Genomic DNA, 22,085 nt, shown 5'->3' on the forward strand with positions numbered 1-22,085 from the left:
TTAACCTAATCGGCAAAACCGGACCGTGATCGCCATCGCCGGCAGTTGATTGTGGCATTCGTATTCATGCCACACCCCATCCATTCGGGCGTCCGAGACGCCGCGAAGCGATGCCAAAACCGCGGGGGGCGACCAACGTCGCCCCCCCAGGGCGATCCGCATTACAGCAGATCGGCAAACGCGACGTCCAAGGCACTCAAGCGTTCCTCGTTTTCATCGCCCTCGGTCGCTTCATGGCTTTCGGCGATCAAATCCAAGAAGTCCTTAGGCTCGCGGTTTGGTAGCGAGCTGTCGACGACCTTGGCAGGCGTTTCGATGGTTTCAACCGGTGGAGCCACATCGAACGTCGAGGATTGCGAAACCGCCGACTGGGCCAACGAGGATAGCAGAGGAACTTGTTCTGCGGATCCTTGACCGCGGGCGTCTTCGCTAACCGCTGGCGAACCCTGCAACGACAACTGGTTGATCACCTGCAACGCATCGAGTGCCGAGATCATATCGTCACCATTCACGTCAAAGTACAACGGACCACGATCCGCCGCGGTGACAGGAATGCTAGACGTATTGTTCGGAGCCAGCCCGATACGATTGATGATCAACAACGCATCAAGCGTGGTCACCGTACCGCTGCCGTTGACGTCACTAAACAGTGACGGATTCGGATTTTGCAATCGGAACGCCACCACATTGAATTGGATGGTCGCCGGTTCGCTAACCCGGCCAGCCGAGTCGGTGATGGTGACCTGAATCGAATCAGGCCCCAGGTGTCCTGCGTTGGCTCGATACGAGATCGTTCCATCCGCGTTCGCCGTAGCGGTTCCGTTTGCCGGTCCCGAGACGATGCTCAGGCTGGTCAAATCTAATTGGCCTTCGACAGCTTGAGCAGCAGCCCCGACATCCACGATCGTGGTGTCCTTGGACGTGGCGATCACATCCTCAAAGTCGGGCACGATTGGCTGCCGGCTTATCGTCAGGATCACGGTTGCTTGCTGGCTCTGTTGTCCCAAGTTGTCAGCGACCGTGTAGCGGAATTGATCCTGACCATTGAAACTTGCAAACGGGGTATAGACGAGCGTTCCATCCTCTTCGATCGAAAGCGAGCCCGAAGTCGGTTGCGAAGTAATCACGATGCTGGTTGGCACGATCGTACCGTCGACATCGACATCGTTATCCTGCGGCCGGAACTGGGTGGTACCGGTGGCATTGACGACGACCGTGTCGGGGGTCAAGACGGGTGCATCATTGACACCTTGGACCGTGACCGTGACTTCGACAGGATCACTTTCTGCGCCACTGGCATCCCTGACCGAATACAAGAACGTATCGACAAGGACATCGCCGGGCTTCATGCGTTGCAGTGCCTCGGCAAGCGTTGGATCGTAGGTGATCTGGCCACTTACCGAATCGTAGGTCAAACGTGCCCCTAGCTGTGTGGTGGAGCTTGCGGGCAGCACAACCGTCAATGTTTCCAACGGGTTGGACGCCAAATCGGGATCCACATCGTTCTCGGTCAAATCGATACTATCGATCAAAACAATGGCGTCTTCGTCGGTATCCAATTGGTCACTGACGGCAACCGGGCGGTCATTGATTTCGCCGATGTTGATTTGCAGCGTTGCCACGGCCGATGCGGCGTCTTGCGAATCAAACGCAGTCACTTGCAGGCTAGCCGAACCGCTGGCATTTTCTGCAGGTTTGAACCGCAGCACGCCGTTGGAATCAATCGTCGGCAGCGTTTCAAACAGCCCTTGCGATGCAGTAGGAACGGTGACTTCGAAACGAACCGGGGGTCCTGTCTCGTCGGCCGGTCCTTGCGAAATGTTGGTAGCCCAAACTTCCGAGTAAACATCACTGTCTTCGTCAACGTTGACGATACCGCCGGGTGTGAAGGTTGGTGCGTCATTGACCGGAGCCACGCTAATCGTGAACGTCTTGGTCACCGATTGGCTTGGCGTGCCATTATCTTGCAGCGTCACTTCAAACGTCGCGTCACCATTCGCATCGTCTGCGGTGGTGTAGGACAAACTAGCGGTGCTGCCGGAAATCGTGACGGTCGGCGGCACTGCGAACAGCGACGGGCTGCCACTGATTTGATTCAGCACGAACGACACGGTTTGTGCCGGATTCGTTCCGTCGCCTTGTAGTTCGTCGATCGCATCATCGGGTCCGGCTTGAACCGCGGTGGCCCAATTTGGAACCACCACAGGGCCTTGGTCTTCGACCGAATTCACATCACCACCGCCGCTGAATTGCGGAGGATCATTGACCGAGATCACGCTGATCGTGACTTCGTTGGTGACCGATTTGAAATCGTTAGTCGCGACACCGCCGGACCCCAGTGCGACGGTAACGCCATCGTCGGTGATGGTGTAGGTGAACTTGTCAGTCCCAGCGAAATTTATCGTCGGGGTGTATCGCAGTCCAATCACCACGTTGTTTCCGTCAAGCACCGGTACAAGAGAACCGCCGCCCACGGAAGTGGCAGGATAGGGAGTTGCTACGTCAATGGATTGACCACCGCCAACGAGCGCCGACGTTTCGTTACTCGGTCCGACTCGGAAAAAGTCCAACAGACCTGGGTTGTCCGCTGCGTTCCCGACAAACGGAATCACGACCGAACCATCTTCGCCAACCTGGTAGATCAAATTCGGAGCGTTGTTGACCGGAACCGGAGCATCGTTCACCGGTCGCACGTTGATCGTCATCGTGACCGGCACGCTTTCGAACAAATCGCCACGGGTTGCGGTTTGCACCGCTCCGTTGTCACGCAACACGACCGTGAATTCAAACGCCCCAAACACATCTGCAGCCGCTTGGTAGGTCAACCGTCCGGTCGGCGAAATCGTTGGCGCCGTCGTAAAGAAGGTATTCGCATTGCCAACCGGTTGGACGTCGAATGTCAACGTTTGTACCGATTCGTCGGTGGCGGTCGTTCGTGGGCCACCCGTGATATTGAATGCGAATCCGTTCTTGGTGACCAATCCGGCATCTTCCGCCGATTCGACGCTGAGGGTCGACGTTTCGAATTCTGGTCGATCGTTGACGGGACTCATTCGCAAGCGAACGCGATTCACCGCCGAGCGTTGATCTTCAAACAACGTGCCTTGGGTCAACGAATACGTTTCGCCAGCGGTCGGATCTCCGTTGACGATCGAGTTGTCGTTCACCGAATAGGTAAACCCATCATCGGCTCCGATCGCCGAATTGTAGTTGATCGGCGGGGTGTAGTTCAGTCCGACACGTTGGCCATTTTGGAACACTTCACTCAAACTGCCCCCACGCTGAGTCGTTCGCGGGAAACTAGCAAGCTGCAAAATCTGTGATCCACCTGGCGCCCCAGTCGCCTCGTTCGCCGGCCCGACATTGAAAACATCCAGCAGTCCCAGCGAGTCGAATCCATTCGGCGACGGCACCGCACCTTGAACCAGCGGGATGAAGTATGCCGTCGTGGCATTGCCGCCCGGCTGAGTATTGTCTTCACGCAGCGTGTAGGTGATCGTGCCATCGGTTCCTACTGAATACGACAAATCGGGATCGGTCACCGACACATCGGATGTATTGATGACCGCTGGGTTCAATCGCGGTGCATCATTGACGGGTTGGACATTCAATGTGAACGTCACGAAGTGGGATGCGGAAACAAACCCTGGCGTGGACGGATCGAGATCCGTCGCCTCGATCACAATGGTGGCTGTTCCTACGGCATCGGGTGATGGGAATACCGACAGGGTGCCGTTGTTGGCAACCTTGGGCGGCAACCGGAACAAGCCTTGTGGAATGGTCGACAACGCCGGAACCAAGGTAAATTGCACCGATTCTCGTTCCAGTTCATCCAGCGCCGTGGACGGTCCGGCTTGGATATCCGTTGCCCAATTCGGCACGACCGTCTCACCGTTGTCGTCGCGTTCAAGCACATTGACGACCGGCTGGAAGTTGAACTCCGGAGGATCGTTTTGCTCAATCGTCGTGATCGTTGCGTTGGCATAGGCCGACCGCAACGAACCCGTATCCTCGGTTACGAGCGGATTGGATCCAGGAATCGTTACCAAGCCGCGGTCTTCGATCTTGAACTCGAATTGATCCTCGGCGGCAAACGGCGTGCGACGGTTGTAATCGACGCTCGGCGTGTAGGTACCGCTAACGAACTCGCCGCCGGCAAACGTGAAGGACAGGGTTGCGTTGGTAAGCGTGGTACGGGTTACCGTTCCATTGCCTCCGGAAAGTCCGGGTTCGTCCACCAAGGCGTCCACCATGGCGGGCACCCCAGGGATACGGAACGCGACCACTCGCAGCTCTTGTTCACTCTCGTTGAAACTCGGATTTAACGTCGGCGCGAACACGCCGGGAACGGCATTTCGCAACAATTGAGCCTTGTCAAACGTGATGCTCGAAACCGGCACAGGCGTGATCACGTCGCCATTGCTGTCACGTTCGACCGATTCGATCACAAGGTCGAGCGTTTGGTCGGCGGCCTGCGGAACATCATTAACCGCGTTGATCGCGATCGTCAATTTGCGAATCGAAACGTTCTGGTTGGGGGCGACCCCCGATCCATTATCGGTCACGATCACGTCAAAGACGCCAATTCCGAACGCGTCGGGCGTCGGCGAAATGGTGATGCGTCCATCTGCGGTCAAGATCGGATTCGTCGCCATCATCCCCGCTGGGACTAGCGAATTCCCCGAAAGGTCAACCGCAGGTTGGATGATGATGCTGGTCAGACTTTGGGAAGCAAGTTCATCCAGCGCGGTCAGCGGCCCGGGTTTGATTTCCACTCCTGTAATCTGGTAGAGATCAAACGTCATCGACGGAGCATCGGTACGCTCGCGTTCATCAAACGAGATGGAGTTCGGAGTGTAATCGATGAGGGTGCCATCAACGATCGTCGCTCCGGTATCAAAGTCGGGGATGAACGGCGGGTCATTGACCTCGGTCACCGTGATTTGAACGGTCTTGGCAACCGACCGATTGTTGACGTTGCCAAACGGATCGGGCACGGCGGTATAGTCAATCGGCGACTGAGCCGCAGGCGTGACTTGATCGGCACCCGGAATCGTCGTCGCACCGAAGTCTTCGACGATGTACGTAAACAGTTCGGTTGGGTTAAACGGTGGCAAACGGTTGTAATCGACCGCAGGACGATACTCACCACCACTGAAGGCTCCCGAAGCATCAAAGTTGAACATCAATGTTCCGCCATTGATGGTCGTAAAGACCGTGCCACTATCGGCAGCCGTTACCGTGGTGAATCCGCCAAATCCATTGGGAATTCCAAAGACCACTACCCGCAGATCCTGTTCATGTTCGTCGTAGATCGACTGCGAACCATCGGCAAAATCACTTTCACGTGACGGTTGCTGTGTGAGGATCGCAGGATCGTTGACCGTCGATTGACGCAGCAAGTCTTCGGGCAGAATCGGCAGGATGGCCTGATTGCCATTGGGCAATCCCGTCAATGGATCAGTGTCCACCACTTCGGCCACCGTCAACGCACGATCCTGCGTCACAGGTTGGTCATTGACCGGGGTGATGTGGACGGTCAAGGTGCGAGTCGTACTGCGGAAATCATCTTCGTACAGCCCCGTGGTCGCATTGAAGCTTTGACCATTATCGGTCGCGGTGATTTCAAACACCGCATACCCAAATGCATCCGGATTTGGTTTCAGCGTCAACACCCCGAATTGATCCAACACGGGCGTTGCCGAGAACATCCCAGCCGGTTCGAAGGTCGTCACATAGCTGAACGACAACGACTCGGTCGCGCGTTCGTCGCGTGCGGTGCTAAGCCCTGGGAAAATTACGGTGGGCCGCGGCGTCAACGGATCGTAGTTGGCGATCCGAGCGCCCGCGTAGATGTCATAGTAGACCGCGGTTCCGTCGGCTTGGATGTCTTCGGGGAACGTCACCGTCGCGAAGGCGGGGAATTCCGGAGCATCGTTTTTATCCGCCACCGTCAACGAAACGCGTGTAGGTAACGAGCGAGCTTCGACGAACGGATCAGGCGTGTAGGCCGTTCCCGGTGGCACCGGTGGCAGCACGACCGTGCCATCATCCGAAACGATGTAGTTGAAGAACTCGAGCGGATTCAGCGGATCAGCTTCGTGCGGCGCCAATCCGTTGTAGTCAACGGCCGGCTCGTAATACCCGTCAACAAATGCGAAGGCATTGAAGTTAAACGACAACACTCCACCGCTTGGCGTGGTCATTGTCAGCGTTCCGGTGCCTCCGCTTGCCGCCAAGTCGGTTTGCACATCCACCGTTTCGTCGGCGTCGGTAAACGCGACCACGCGGAGCGTTTGATTCGACTCGTCGTATGGAGCAATCAAGCCGGTGTCCGGACTTCCGGGCAGCACGGGGTTCACGCCGAATTGCTGCAGCAAGAATTCCGCGTCAAACGCAACCTTGCGATCGTTGTTCACAAGGTTCCCAAATGCATCGTATTCAACGACCTCATCGACTAGCAACTCACGTGGGAAGGCAACGGGATTGTCGTTGATGGGTTCGACAAAAATCGTCACCACAGCGGTGTCCGTTAGGAATCCGTTAACGCGGTTGCCACTGACGTCTTCATTGATTCCGACGTCTTGCGCGGTGTAGGTAAACGTATCTTCGCCGTAGAAATGATCAGGCGCCCGATAGGTGAACGTGCCGTCATTATTAAAGGTCACGGTGCCGCCGAGCGTCGTGGTCAACACGGTGCCAGGGTCGGGAATCACTAACGAACCGTCATTCAGATCGGCTAGCTCGTCTGCCGCAGTTGAACGCGCGTTAACGTCGTTCGATAGCAGGAACTCGATTGGAATGGTTAGCGATTGATCCTCGGTCGGAACCGGCATCGGCAAGCCTTGCCCGGACCAATACGACATCCACCGCGTCGACGTCTTGCTGATCGCGTCGTCATTGGCGATCGGATCATCGTTTTGCGGCCGTACGTCAAACGAGATCTTAGCGGTGTGGGTCAATCGTCCGTTAACAGGATCGAGGACGCCAATCTCATCATCGGTTCCGCCATCGCCCAAGACGTTCGGGTCATCGGATTTGCCGTCATCGCTGATCGTGTACGTGATCTCATCAAAGATCGCCGGGCCGGCAGGCAATCGCAGGTTGTCGCGATTCAGGTCCTCGTTGGCTCGGTATTCGAAACTGACCAGGAAAGGATTCGCTGGATCCGACGTATCGAATGTCGCTGACAGGATTTCGCCTCGCGACGTGGCGATCGGGAAATCGCCAATCGGCGTGGCCGCATTGATCGTCGTGGTACCAACATGCAGCGATACCACGTGCAATACTTGCCCCGATTCATCCCAAGGCGACGTTGGCGCCCCCACGGGATACGAAGGTACCGCATCGGCGGTCGCGTTGGCCAACAGCTCGGACTCCAACACCGTTCGAGTCGTATCTTCGAGCAATACGATCGTTTGATCGACCGCCTGAGGCGCGTCGTTAACCGGTTGAACCTCGATGGTCACCGTCCCATACAAAGTCGACGGCAATGCTGTATCGATCGCGCTCTGCTGGGTTGCTAGCCGATAGGTGAACGTATCGATTCCGACAAAATCGGAGTTCGGCGTGTAAACAAAGTTACCGGTTGCCGAATCAAGCACCAAAGTACCGTTGGCAACATCTTGATCGAGTATCACGGTAACGGGCGTAAACACCAACGGGCTGATCACGTCGTTATCGAGTACCGACGGGATGACGTTGGGCGAATCGTTCGTATCGAGCGTGCTATCTTCGTTGATCGTGTACAGCGTCGATGGCGATGCGGGATCATCCACTGGCACTGGCAGCGGTGCATTGTAAATCTGCACCTGATAATCTTCGACTTCCCCACCGACGGCCAATCCGGTCGGCTGCAATCCACCTTCGGGTGAAATTCGGAAGCGTGCCCAAGTCAGTTTGTCCGTCGTACCCGCCGGTGTGACGACGTTGAAGATCGTCGGATTCGCAGCATCGCTGATCAACACATTGTCGATCACTTTTTCCAGCGTCGGATGGAACACGCCGTTACCGTCAAAGTCAATCCACGCACTGACATACCCCGTTCCAGTAACGCTGACCGGAATCTGGGCGCCGGTGGGGTCTTGAGGATTCAAGAAACCGAGAATGTCCTCTTTATTCGTCGTGGTGCCCGTCACTCCAGGCTTCAAGAAGACGATGTAATTGGTGGTTCCATCGTTGTAGCGGCCGACATTGACACCGTCTTCATCATCACGATTGAAGATCTCGATCGTATCGGGACTTCCCGCAACCGTTTGGACGACCAACGATTCGCCAGCCGCGTTCATTTCCTCATTGATTTTGGCGATCAGTTTCGCAGCGATTTGATCCGCGGTATCGCTTGCCGAAAAGCGAACCGCGATGTTTCCAACGCCCGGAGCGATTCCGGCTGGAACAAGCTCGAACTGCTTGGCAACGCGACCGATATCGATCGAGATCACATCGCCGGCCATGGGCGGATTGATGATCGAATCGATGCGGATCGTGGTCCCGCCCACCGCCGTTGCATGCGGTTGGATATCGAAGATCGCCGACGCACTTGGCGAGATCGCGACGACGGTCGCTGGCGTATCATCGAGCCCGCCGGCGAGCAGAGCCGAATCATTTTCCGAATCGACGTAGCTGCCCAAACGCGGCGATGCATCGTTGATGATCGCATGCCGTGCACCGTCATTGACCAGCAGCGTGCCATACACGTTGGCACTACCGCTCAGTTTAGCATCGCCAAAGTCCAAAGGCACTTCGGGCAGAATGATCGTGAACTTCGTCGTTCCATCGGCTTGATTGTTGAGCAGCAAATTGCCGGCGTTATCGGCGATCACGTTATTGTCGAGGATGATCTCGTAGACGCCCGCAGGCTCCCAAAGCGACGAGAAGGGAGTCAGTCGCAATTCGCCGGTGTACTCGTTGTACCCGAGCGTATAGTCCACCCCTTCAACCAAAGTCACGTTGTTTCGACGCACAGTCACGGTCGACGAATTGACCGTGGCCGGGTTGATTCCGGTGCCTTCGAAGGGCGCGTTGATACCTTGGCCATCGTTCAGCAGGATCGAGAAATTGTTAACGATCGGTTGCTTCAAATGCACAACCGTAGCATTCGGATCCGCATCCTCGCGGTCAATGTTCAGAAAATCGACGGGCACGGTCAACTCTGCAAACGGTTGATCAAAGTCCGAACGGTCAACCGCACCACGATCTTTAAATACGCTGGTACCACCACCACCGGGATTGTTGGACGAGTTGATGCGTAGTTGGCCAAACACGTCGCGATCGGGCGAATCGATATTGGAAGCCGCCAAGCCAAGTCGGTTCTTGAAATTGACAAAGTCGAATCGATCTTCCAATTGATCGAGAGAACTATCGAGTGCTACCGAGGTGTCGACCAAATAATAATTGTCATTCGCAGCATCAACAAACAACGGCGTACCACTCGCTGCGATTTGCGAATCGGTACCGGTGGCACCATTGTAATTGTTTCCTTGGAAATAGTTTGACCGGACGATCACATCCACGTTGCTGATTTGTGGATCCGCAATGCCGAGATTAAAGCCGGTGATGATGTTGTTCATGATGGTAGGACTGGCATAGCCAACCACTGCAACCCCGGTTCCGGCGGCAGGCCCATCGCCGACCAACGTATTGTTGACAATACGTCCAAACGGAACCGGCAAACTTGGATCGACTCCGTTCGAACCAGCGAATCGAATTGCCGATGCACCGGTGACAATATTGTTTTGGATCACGACGCCTGGGATCAGCCGTTTCGAATCGGGTTGGGCAAAGTTAACCGTGGAACCTTGATGTGGTAAACCACCTCCTTGGCCTTGCGCGGTACCGGGCTGAACATTGATCCCCACGGTCGATGAATTGCGGATAATGTTCGAATCAATAATGAACATGCCTTGGACACGTTCACGGTTGCGATCAGCCAAAAGGCCCGTACCACCTTGTAACAATGCGATGTTATCGATGTAGGCACTGCCAGCGCCGCCAATGCCCACGGTGCCATTCGCAGGCATATGGACCCACGTAAATGTATGGGCACCACTGCTGAAAGGAATGCTGATGGTCCGATAGCCCAAGTCGCCTGACGCGAAGGTCAGATCCCTCACAACCGTATTTTCGTCACTGGCAGTGGGCAGCAGCGTCTGCGGACGACCGTCAATAAAGAACCGCAGACCATATTCGTCTTCAACGGAGTCGACTTTGAACGTGAATTGAATGACACCGGCCCCTGTGGTGCCGCCAAGATCCGCTGTAGTCGCTTCATAAATCGACACCGGCTGAGTCCCGGCAATCACACCGGATTGCAAACTGTTGCTTCCCGCGAACGGCATATTGGAGGTAACGCTCCAAGGCACTATCGCAAATGCAGGGATGTTGGTCCCCAGTAACTCGTAGCCCGCCGCAGGAGGTGCCCACGGAGTGAATCCGCTTTCGAAATCCTGGAGCGAAACCTCACTCGGTTCGACCACGTGCCGATCATTCGTATTAAACGTCGTGGCAATACTGATTCCCGCTTCGTCCATCGCGGCGTATTCCCCTGTCCGCCGAATCTCAATTTGGTAAGGGCCATTGAGAATGTCGGGTTGAGAGGTATCGGGGTCGTTAGTTCGTCCCTGGTTTAGATCAGTAATGGAGGTGTCTACCGGCGCCCCGGTGACCATTTCGCCACGCTCGGCGTAACCGACGATGATGTCGTCAATGTAGAAGCCCTCAAAATGATTACTTAGGCTTCCAATGGAACGATTGTCATTGCGATATTCACCAAAGTTGGCTTCCAACGAACGTCCTATCCCGTCACGCAACGAAGCGTCGTTCATAGCCCCAGCGGTGCTGAAATCGAAACGCAAACGAATTTCGTTTGTTTCTCCGGCAAATGTTGACAGATCGATGCGAGCCTGACGCCACACGCCTGTATTGTCGTGCATTTCCTGGATCAACTGGTGGCTCTCAACTCGCTCGACACTGGCATTGAGTCCGGCGTCGGATAGGTGCGATAGGAATCCTGGCAACTCGGCTTTCGCACCGTTAGGACTCGCGGCGCTGAGAGTCGAATTATTGGTGGCCAACAACTCCCAAGTCACACCGTTGTCACGCGAGGCAAACACACGCGCGGAATCGCGGAACGGATCGTTCGCGTTATTATCGTCACGCGCTCCGTCATCATTTTCGGTTTCCAAGAAATAATTGAAGTACAACGTAGGGCGATCCGTCGGTTTCGCCGATGCCAAACTGAAACCATTGGTTTCTAACGATCCAAGTGCTCCACCAAGGAAATTGTATGTGCCGGTTCCGCCTGCCTTGACAATATCAGGGTTGCTGCTGAGGTCAGCATGCTGAAGTGTGTTGAGAATGCCCATCTGAGCATTCGTGCCTCCCTGATACGTCACGTAGCTGTTGGTATTGCTATTGGGATTTTGCACCCATTGTTCAAAGCCAAAGTAGAAACTAGCACCACCATTCGCTTCGCTGCGAGTCCGGTCGGGCTGATCACCAGGGTTGGTGACTGTAATTGCCTCACTGCCCGGATTACGGCTGCCATCGGCCGCCGCGTTGACCCCGTGCCCCGCATCGTTACCACGCCGCGTCGTCACGTGCCAAAGGTTGAAATCCAATGGCGAGAATGCAATGCCCCGCGGACTTGCATCCAATCCCGTCACACCGCTGATAAAGGCATCCGGAACACCGTCGCCGACGACACCATTTTCCGAGACACTGACAATCCCGCCCGTCATTTGAGCATTATCCACCTGCAACAACGGCCAATCGGCTGCCCCTAGTCCGCCGGTGAACTGAACGACGACGCCGGCCCCCTGCAAGTCGCCTACGACCTGGACCTCTGTGTCGCCAATGTTGGTCAATCCAACAATGGCATCACGCACACTACGGACACCGTCGACCTCAGGCGTAATCGTCGCAGAAACAGCTGAGCCATCGAGTACGGTTACGGTGGCTGGTTTTACGTCGCCCTGTACCAAAACCGTCAATGCGGCATTGGGACCTGTTCCTCCGGTCAACGTATCCGAAGTCGTGAGGTCGGCGACGTCTGTATCCGCAAGTCCGTTAACAAATTCAATTTGAAATACGGCTCCAGGTAAATTGGTGCCGGATAGCGCCGTAACAACGACATCGCCAGCCGCAATGCCGTTGATATTCTCGAGTGCTGATTGCACGGCCGCCGCATTCGCATTCCAAGCAATATCCCCCGAGCTCCCAGTTAACCCACCCCCGCTGGCATTGATCCTGAAATTGCCGCCCGTCGGCCCGCCGGTAAGTGTGAGACGCAATCGTTCGTTGTTTTCCAAAAGTTCAGTCGCGGGCGGAATCGAGATCAGCGACAAAATATTCTGGTTGCGTAACGTCTCGTCGAATTCAACCAACAGCGGCGTCCCCGGCAGATCCCCTCCGGTGACGACCACATTGCCTCGACCGATATTGGGTAATGCTTCGAGCGCACTTTGCACATCCGCAGCGGTAGCATCATATGCAATCGGCGCAGTGTTTAGGCCTGCAAAACGAAGCACAAACGTCCCTGACTCGATCGCAGGATCAAGCGTAATCTGTTGCAGCTCGTTAGCCCGCAATCCCGTCGGATCCGTCGTCAGCGGCAGCAGATCCTTTTTGCCCAAGTTATTGGTGAACTCGATTGTGATCGAGCCTGATGCGTCGCCGGTCAAGGGACCATCAAATGGCGAGATGGTAATATCGCCCGTCTGAATTTCCTGCAATCCAACAAGTGCAGCACGGACTTGATCGACCGTCGCATTGTACGGAATCGGAGCAGTGGTTTGGATGTTACGAACCAATTCACCTGTTAGATGTTCGGCCCGCTGGGTACCGTTGATGGCGCGGATCACATCGAACTGGTTGCCCGTTCGGCTAATCACACGCAAATCTTCGTCGCCGATACGGATATTAAACGGAGTGACGGTGGGGAACGGTGCGTCGCTGACAACGGTCAATGTGTCACTGACCACCTCGGCAACCTGCGGCACGTAATGGAAATCAATCGCCGTACCGTTACGACCTCGCACCACGGTCAATTCATTGGTCGTCGTGTTGACCGCAGTGACTAACATTTCCTCCTCGTTCACTCGGATGGTAAACGGTGTCGCCGGGAATACCGTGGCATCAAAGACAGTCATCGTGTTGGAAAACTGGCTGTTGTCAATCTCGACCGTCAATGCGCTCGATTGCGCCAGCAGAACCTCGACCGGATCCGCCAACGCGTGCGTCGTTGCACTTGTTCCTAACGCGCCTCGGGTGACGGTCAACTCATCCAAGATTGGGTCGACCGCAGTCACGACCATTACTTCGTCACCGATGCGGATGTTGAACGGCGTCGTGGGGGGGAATTCGTCTACGTCGACGACCCGCAGCGTAGTCTGCAACGCATCCATCGCCGGGAACCCAGTACCCGGAGTCGGGATAATCTGTACTGGGCTGCCCAAAACATGCGTCGCAGCAACGGTACCGTTCTGAGCGCGCGTTACGGTTAAAAGATTCAGCGTCGTATCAACCGCAGTTACCCGCATCTCTTCGTCTGCAACACGTATGGTAAACGGCGCAGTTGGGTAGGTTCCTGCGTCAACGACTTCGAACACCGTAGCCGTTGGCGTAATACTTGCACCGACCGTCGTTCCAGCGATCGGTAACACGCGAACAGATGCTCCGATGTTGTGATTGGCAATAGCGGTACCATTTTCGGCTCGAACGACCGTCAATTCATTTGTAGCAGGGTCGATTCCAGTGACCGTCATCTCTTCCGCATCCAATTGGATACTGAACGGAAGCGTAGGAAAGACTGACGCGTCGACGACGCGAAGCGTCGTGCTGGTTGCTTGATTATCGATGCCGAAAAGACCACCAATTTGCGGCGGCACGACCTGAACTTGGCTGCCGGCAAGGTGTTGCGCGGCCGTTGTCGAATTTTCACCCCGAGTGATCGTCAACTCTTTTGCGGCAATGTTGACGGCGCTGACGAGCATTTGCTCATTGTTAACGCGAATCGTAAATGGTGCGGCAGGGAACGCAGAGATATCGTCAACAGTCAATCGCAAGATTGAGCTGGAAATTGTGTTGGTCAGCGGCGAGCTGATCGTCAGCGGAGTGCTAACGGTCAACAATTCGCTCAACGTCAACGGCGAACTAGCCGTTTGGGTCATTGACGTTTGTAAAATTGACGTAACGACCTCGTACACACTTGTCGTGTCTGGGTGTGCTGCCGTGGCAGTACCGTGGAATCCACGCTCAACCGTGAACGTGTTGCCCGCCATGTTAGTAACGAGCATCTGTTCGCTACCCACCTGAATTACAAACGGCGTCGCCGGCCATTGTTCAGTAAACGCTTGATCCGACACGTTTTGAACTTGAATGTTCTCAACGGTGCCGGGCGCCGGCGCGGTGGTGATCGCGGTCAGCAGTGCGCTGGCGGCGCCCTGGTTCTTCTCAAACGTCAATGTGAAATCACCGCCGTATGCGACGGTCGAGATCGTCTGTTTCTCATTGACGCTGGCCGTGTACGGCGCATCGGATTTGATTGGCTCGGTTGTTTGTCGATTGCCATTGCGATCGAATGTCAACGTAAAGTAGCTGTCATTGTCGGGGCTGCCCGTGACCGTGATCAATTGAGAGCTATTGTTCGAATCAAACGCGAAGATCGGATCGCCTGCACGATCGAGTGCAATGATCTGTGCCGAGTTCGTGACCGCAAACATCGTGTTTTTATAAATGCCACGCGTCGACGAATCGACTCCATCACTAACGTTTTGTGGACCGAGCGAGAGACCTTGAAAATTGAATGGCTGGCCGGCTGAATCGTAGATGACCCGGACATTAAGCACTTGACCATTGTCAGGATTGATTTCCAAGAACTCGCCCGCGTTCGTCACTCCGTACAAATTGCCGGTGCTGCTGAAGTTGTTGTACGACAGCCCGGTGACGCGACCAGCCAGAGGCCCCACTGCTCCGTCTTGGCCGCCGGTCAATGCGACAGGAAAGCCTGTGGTCGGAATCCCGCTAAGGGCCTGTGTTCCCGAGTTCCCGCCGGTAACCACCGCCGTCAAAAGATCACGCGCGATGGTTCCGGTCCCCGTATCGTTGTTGATGGCATCCGCGATATCACCAGCCGTCGGCATGCCATTTATGACACCGTTATTGTCGACGGTATATCTCAATGTGAGGCTGATGGTCGGGTTGACTGAATTTGCGGACGTTGCGTTTGTCACCGTAGCCGATGTTGCACCGGCTTGTAGATAAGTGACATTGATACGAATATCATTGCCTCGCTCACCAGGAAGCTTTGACTCAAACCGAATGGTCGAAACATTGTTGTTGGGAGTTGCACGGTCACGGACCGTCCACTCGAGGGTCGCAAACGTGACACCCGCAGGTTGAATATCGCCGAGGTAGCCATAGCGTGGATTACCGCCGGTCGCGTTCAGCGGTGTCGCGTCACCGTTTTCGCGTCCTCGATAGAGCTTGGATGTGGTATCCGATTCACGGACACTGTAGTAGACGCTGTAAAACGGATCAGGACTGCTTGTCCCGGTGTCGCCGCGACGTTGGAAAGTGACGGCGTCCACATCATCCGACGTCGTAAATTGCTCTGCCCGATCAGGCACGGTGAAGGCATTGTAGACATTGACATTCGGAGTGACTCCATCGCCCGCAATATTGTCATTCTGCGAGTTGTCTTCGATCAATTGCCCATAATTTGGCTCGGTGACAGGAACGGAATCGTTGTTTCGAAGCTGAACTAATTGACCCACCGAACCGTTGCCGTTACTCAGTCGACGGTAGGCAAACATTGCCCCGTCAGAACGAACGACTAGATCTTGAAAGTCGTCATTGCCAGCCGAGATATTATCTCGCACTTTTGTCAGATAATTCTGAGCTTCACGGATACTCGCAGTGTATAAATCGTCGCCGATGCTATCTCCGGGAGCATCCGTGATCACGTAGGTAACGACATTGGAAAGATCAAATGGCTTGACGTGATTCTCGAGACTCAACTCACTGCTGATATCCAAAATCCCTTGGGCAACCATTGGCTCGATCACGCCACCCTGTGATCGGTAGCCTTGGAATCCAATGTGGTCTTCGACAATGCGAGTGACCGAATTGACCGGCTCAAGTCGTACTAACCGATTGGCATCGTTGGTCATGTCGCCTTGAAATGCACCCATCAGTGATGTGGGCAGGTTTCGATTGCTCATCACTGCGACATAATAATGATTGTCCACTCCAGCGACGGGCGTAATGTGGATCGGACCAATGTACGGGTCTTTGTCGCCAAGCGATCCGCGACTCAAATCATCAAGCGTCGGGCCCGCACCAACAGGTTGGTCGTCTTCAATATCACCTTCGCGACTGACATAGATCAATCGACCACTATCATCGTAGACTGCGACCGTCGTATCAGCGCGAAGCGCTTGGTCGGCATAATCAAGATCCAAAACAATCGCCACCGTACCGGGAGCGTCGTTGACGCCGGCAATCACTTGAATACCGGTATGCTCAAGATTGAACTTGTACCAATCAACGTCGGTGTCATTGGACAAACGGCCCGAGAGTCCAATCGCAGCTAGGTCGGTTTCAAGCAAATTGACGAGATTTTGAGCACTCGCGAACGTATCACCGATACCTTCAATCTCCCCAGCTTCGGCCACCAGTTGGCTATGTGCTGGTAATCCTCGTACATCGATCGCGGTAATGGCGTCTCGAATATCGGCAAACTGAACTGTGGAACCAGGAAATTCGTCGACTTGTCGTCCACGGATTTGCAATTGGTATTTGCCGCTGCTTTGGCCGTCGATCAATGCGGCATTCGCTCCCCTAGGTGCGGAACGAACTCGCACAAAAAAGATACCGTCGCTGCCGGGAGTTCCGGGCAACTCGAAATACATTCCCGGGTCGCGGAAATTCTGAGTATAAAAATCCCCACCAAGCAGCGGGTTCTGCGTCAACGGCAAGGCGTTGACATTGCCTGGATTCGCAAGGTTGCTCGAACTGACCGATCGCGCTACAACCGTGCCGACCGAGTTTACCACTTCAACAATCGCATCCAGTGCGGTATCGGTACGATCGATATCAATCCAGATTGGTGTTCCGACTCGGCCGGTAAAGCTGTAAACGTCAACGTCGTTCGGATCATCAGGACTGATGAAACCGTTGACTTCAAATCCGACTCGGTCGTTTTCATCGGCGCTCTTTTCATCACGTGCCAATGCACCAAGCGGTTGGGCATTGTCACGGTTGCCGTTTACATCGCGACCGCCGGTTAGTGGATTTTCACGTTCGCGGACGACTGCCACATTTCGGTCATTGCTCCATTCATCAAATTTGAAACCACGCCAGTCTCCCGCTGAGCCAACGGTTGGATTGGGCGAATTGTTGGTGTTCTTCAACACGGTTCCGTCCGGGGCGAAACCGGCGCCAATGGTGTCGTCCATCAACGACGTGAGCACCACAGGATGTCCTGGAGTTCCGAGAACATGAATCGTACCACCGATGCGATCAATCGTTTCGATCGGAGTACCGGTGGCCGTAAAACCAGCATTATTGTCGAAAAGCTTCACTACCAAACTTTCGAAATTGCTGCTTTGAAGCGTCAGCCCGCTATAGGTGTGATGGTTGTCAACCGTGATTTCACTACGTAATACATGAACAATATCCGTATCATCCCAAATGGTTTCCGTCGTCAAAAATTCGCCGCGCACGGTCATCCCGTTCGTCTCGTTATTGTCCATTTGATTCAACCGAACCAATGGCCCCGAATTGTCGTCGAACTGACTGTAACGCGCAATTCCTCCAGTCGATCTTCCCGCATCCACCTGAGTTTCAAAACGCAAAGCATTGGCATTGATGCTGATCGCGGTGCCGGCGTTATCGACGATCATATTGTTTACGATGATCGGCTGAGCGCCGCGAACATAGATCGTCGCAGCTTGGCTTGCCCCACGCCCGTTACGTGTCCCGTTGACATTGGCAGCGTTGTCTTTGATTACCGAATTGGCAATCCGCAACTCCGCCTGATGTACTTCGATTGGATTGAAGTTTGCTGAACCACCTTCGATTGGCGAATCACCACCTGCGAAAGAGATCAATGCGTGGTCGATGTTGCCCGAGGAGACTTCACCAAAAAACAGCCCCGCCCAATCGCCAGCGGTGCCTGTGCTGCTAGCGCCGCCATCGGTATTAAAAGTACCACTGCCCCCAAAGCGATCATCAAACAACGAAGTGAAGACGATCGGACGGTTCTCAGTTCCTTCGGCGATCACAGCCGATGCGCCTCGCTCTGCCTCAATTCGTGCATTGCTGAGTTTGACCACCACGCCGGGGTCGATCATCAAACGCCCCGCCGCCCGCGCTGTCAAAGCACCGCTGGCGTTTGTCTCAAAACCGCCGGGATTACCAGAGATGATCAAACTCTGTGTCAAAACGTGAGCGATGTCGGAATCGTCAAAACGACCAGGCACTGTCAAACGCTCGATCGGCGAACCGTTCGAAATATTGACACGCACATTCAAGCCATCGATTTTATTTTGGACCAAAAAGTTTCCATGAATGTCTGGACCGATCCGTCCCATCGAGTCATCGAAACTATTGGGGCTTGCCGAGATGGCTGCGTTTTGGCTGTTGGAAATATGGTTGAAACTGATTGTGGGGCGCGCACCGGTAACGTGAATCGGAGTAAACGTCAATTCGTCAGCATCTACAAATACCTTGCCGCCACCATTGTTGATATCCAAATGGTTGACATAGTTCAGATAGATGCCTCGATCCTCTAAATCCGAGTCATCACGAATGACCACCCCGCCAAAGTCTCCAGGCCCTGCACTACCATTGCCGTTTGAATCGCCGCCGAACGCGTCATTGTTGTAGGACCGCATGTAGACGGGGTCTTCAGGCGTCCCAAGAACTTGAATTGCTGATCCAGCGCGGCTGATGTTGATTGACGACGTTCCAATGTCGATATTCGCTTTTCGCAATTTGATCAGCGCACCTGCATCGATCATCAAAGTCGTTCCTTGTGGAACCAACAGATCTCTGCCGTCTCGCAAGGCCGAATTGTCACTCTTGACACCCACCAAATAGGGCACGTTGTCACCAGATGTGCTGATATCGCCATCCAAGCCACCATTGCCGACGACGCGAATCAGGTTCGGCGCGTTGATGAGTGTCTCAGTACCCTCGACATCGATCAAATCGACTCCCGATATCTGGACCACTCGGCCACTCGCACCGATTGCAGCGTTAACCGAACTCGACAATGCAGTCCCGGCAGCGGATGTATTGATCGCACCGGCAATGTTCGCAGCGATTTGCGATGGAGTCAGCCCCGCAAAGGCAATCTCTCCTGCTCCGCTCCCGAAGGTAAAGGTGGCCACTGGATTGACGCCATCGTTGACCGTGAACGAATCACCGGCGACGATTTTCGTGCCCGCATCCTTCGGCACCACAATGCGGTTTTTGGCAAGATCGATTGCTGCGTCAATCTCGTCGATAGGATTGCCGATGGAACCGTCGCCATCCGGACTGCTTAGATTGTTATCGTTTGTGCGGTCCACAAAAATAGTCGATGCTTGATCGCTGGCTTGGAACCAGAACGAATGAACTCCGCCAGGAGCACCATCGCCGTCGCCATCGAGCGGTGTACCATTGGCATCGCGCAGTCCCGCATCTCCGCGATCCGCTTCGAACGAAAGCTTTAATTCATAGGCACCGTCAGTCGTCCCGCCGTACCCTGAATTAGGAACTTTAGGATCCCATTGATCATTACCGGTACTGGTGACACCGACAAAATAGGTGCCCGGCCCGAGTTCCAATTCCAAGAAGGAATCGTTTCCATAGTAGCGGTCATTGCGGGCGATCAGATCATACTTGTTCGGGTCACTATCATTGCGTCGATATAACGTGAGCACCGAATCAAGTTTGCTGGGACTCGTTTCAAGCCGTTCGGCCACGGTTTCCGCCGACCACTTGCCTGATTCTTGAAGCTCAAATTGGTACAGGTCCACATCGGTGCTGTTGGGCGGAACGATACGCTGCAAGTGCACGACATCATGATCACCGGGAAGGACGTCGTTAGGCAGCGGGATATCGCTCATCACCGCTGGCAAGTCGTAGGCGTGAGTCAAGTCGAGTGCGTGCAGGATTTCGTGCAGCATCGTGTCGGTAAAACCGTCGCCATACTCGGATTGTCCTGGATACGTAGCGCGATCAACTACAACTTGACTTGGACCGCCCTTACCAGCGACGGCCGTCGGACTGAGAGTCGGATCGATGGCACGCAAGTCGCCGACTCCGATGGACGTACCGCCCCCACCAGAATTGGTCGTCTCAACAAATTCGAAACCTGATACTTTCGCCAGCACATCAAAGAGGCCACGGACAATCCGCTTTTCCTCTTCGGTGATCAGGTTGGGGAAAGGTTGGCCGACGGAATTCGTGCCAATATTGTCGGGAAAGTAATATCCTCTTGTCGTAATCGCGGTCGGCGACGTCAACGTGGTCCCAGTAGAATTAATATGTGCTTCACGCTGAATCTCTCGATGGCCAGGTTCGTCGTTGCCGCCCGGATAGGGCGGCAACGTTATACCCAATGCCCCCTGAGGCTGAATGGTCGAACTTACCTTGATCCCGGCGGCGCCCAACAGCCCCAGTTTTGTGGCGTTGGCAACGTCCGAGTTGTTATCATTAATGACCAAACCGGCAGCCGCCAAGTTTGTATTTAGAACATAAGACCCCGTTCCCCGTGTGCCGCCATTACTTTCAATCTTGACCGTATAGGTACCAATGGCTGCGACCGCAGTCGATAACAACACCGTAGCACCATCGACACCACTAACCGGCACACCCACTAATGCCCCCGTCGAATCCAACAGCGAAACCTTGACAGCCAATCCTGGCTGAGGCTTGACCTGGGCATTGATGGTCGCCCCTGCATTCTCGACACGCAAAGCGTAAGTATCGACGTCGTTTAAGTCGTTGTTGCTTCCATTCTGGTCCCCAAGAAAACTGTTGACAACAAATCCGCTGCTGACCCCGCTACTTGTCGATGCACTATCACTGAACAAACTGCCCACTTGAACGTCGCCGTTGTTAGCAACGTTTCCGTCGACCGCGTACCCTACATCGAGCCGATAGGTTCCCTCGGGCAAATCACTATCAAACGTCAAGGTTACTGAGTTGGCCGTCGGATCATAGACAGCACTCTTTGGGATCAACGTGACATCATCCCCCGCTGCGATTGTCGTCGATGTATCAATCAGCCGATAAAACCGAGGATCTTCTGCATCGTCCTGATCGAGAACTTGATTGTCAAAGTAAACAACGATCTTGTCGCTGTGTTGAACCAATGTTTGCCGAGCATTGACTCCCACACCAACGGGAGTCCGTTCGATTGGTTGCGGCACGACCGCAACAATTTGCGGGCCGCGATCAAGCGTAAACGGCAAGGCGTAGTTGACGCCGTTGTTGAACGCTTCGCCGGCGTTGTTCTCCAGTGCGTTTCCGCCGGCACCGATGATCTCGATGCGATAGGTGTCATCGGGGAACGAATTCAAAACCGCCGCGGGATCCGTGAGATCGTCTGTGGGATTGTGCGACGCGGAACTGGCGGTGCGGAACACGATCCGCTGCAACGCGTCCGGATCCGTGCTGCCGGGTTCGTCGAGCCCCACATACCCCAACGCAATCTGTTGTTCGTTACCGTCACCAAACGTTCCATCCCCACCGCTGCGAACCAAACGAACCGAGTTGGCGTTGATCGTCGACTCCGCAAGATCCGCGCCTCCTTTGAACAACAAATTGAACTCGCGAGGTGCGATGTTCAGCGTATCACCCGACTGCAACAGAGCACCCGCGTCCGGCCGAATTGCGATCAGTTCGGGCCCCGCCAACAGGCGACGATCTTCAAGCTGCTGGGTGAGCATCTTGCGTGATTGGTCGCGATGAACTTGATTTTTACGGGCAGATCGACGAGGGGCTTTTTTTCCGAGAAACGAACGAAAAGGTCGGAGGGTCATGGATCTATATTCCGGGGGGATCAAAAATTGCGGGGGATACTATTTTTGAGA

2 protein-coding genes are annotated in these 22,085 nt (G+C 54.7%); both read right to left on the reverse strand.

Annotated features, from left to right (window positions below; translation table 11 throughout):
* Positions 1–162: a hypothetical protein gene (locus tag ABEA92_RS06815; RefSeq protein ID WP_345683054.1), complete on the reverse strand. Its 162-nt coding sequence runs from the start codon at positions 160–162 to the stop codon at positions 1–3.
* On the reverse strand, positions 162–22,034 hold the full coding sequence (locus ABEA92_RS06820; RefSeq protein ID WP_345683055.1) for a tandem-95 repeat protein: 21,873 nt from the start codon (positions 22,032–22,034) through the stop codon (positions 162–164). The genes ABEA92_RS06815 and ABEA92_RS06820 overlap by 1 nt, the downstream gene beginning before the upstream one ends.
* Between the last annotated feature and the right edge of the window lie 51 nt (positions 22,035–22,085).

This window comes from Novipirellula caenicola (assembly GCF_039545035.1).
Classification (GTDB): domain Bacteria; phylum Planctomycetota; class Planctomycetia; order Pirellulales; family Pirellulaceae; genus Novipirellula; species Novipirellula caenicola.

What these genes read in the sequence shown, in the direction of transcription:
- ABEA92_RS06815 (WP_345683054.1), bottom strand. Translation starts at nt 162, where the DNA reads ATGCGGATCGCCCTGGGGGGGCGACGTTGGTCGCCCCCCGCGGTTTTG.
- ABEA92_RS06820 (WP_345683055.1), bottom strand. Translation starts at nt 22,034, where the DNA reads ATGACCCTCCGACCTTTTCGTTCGTTTCTCGGAAAAAAAGCCCCTCGT.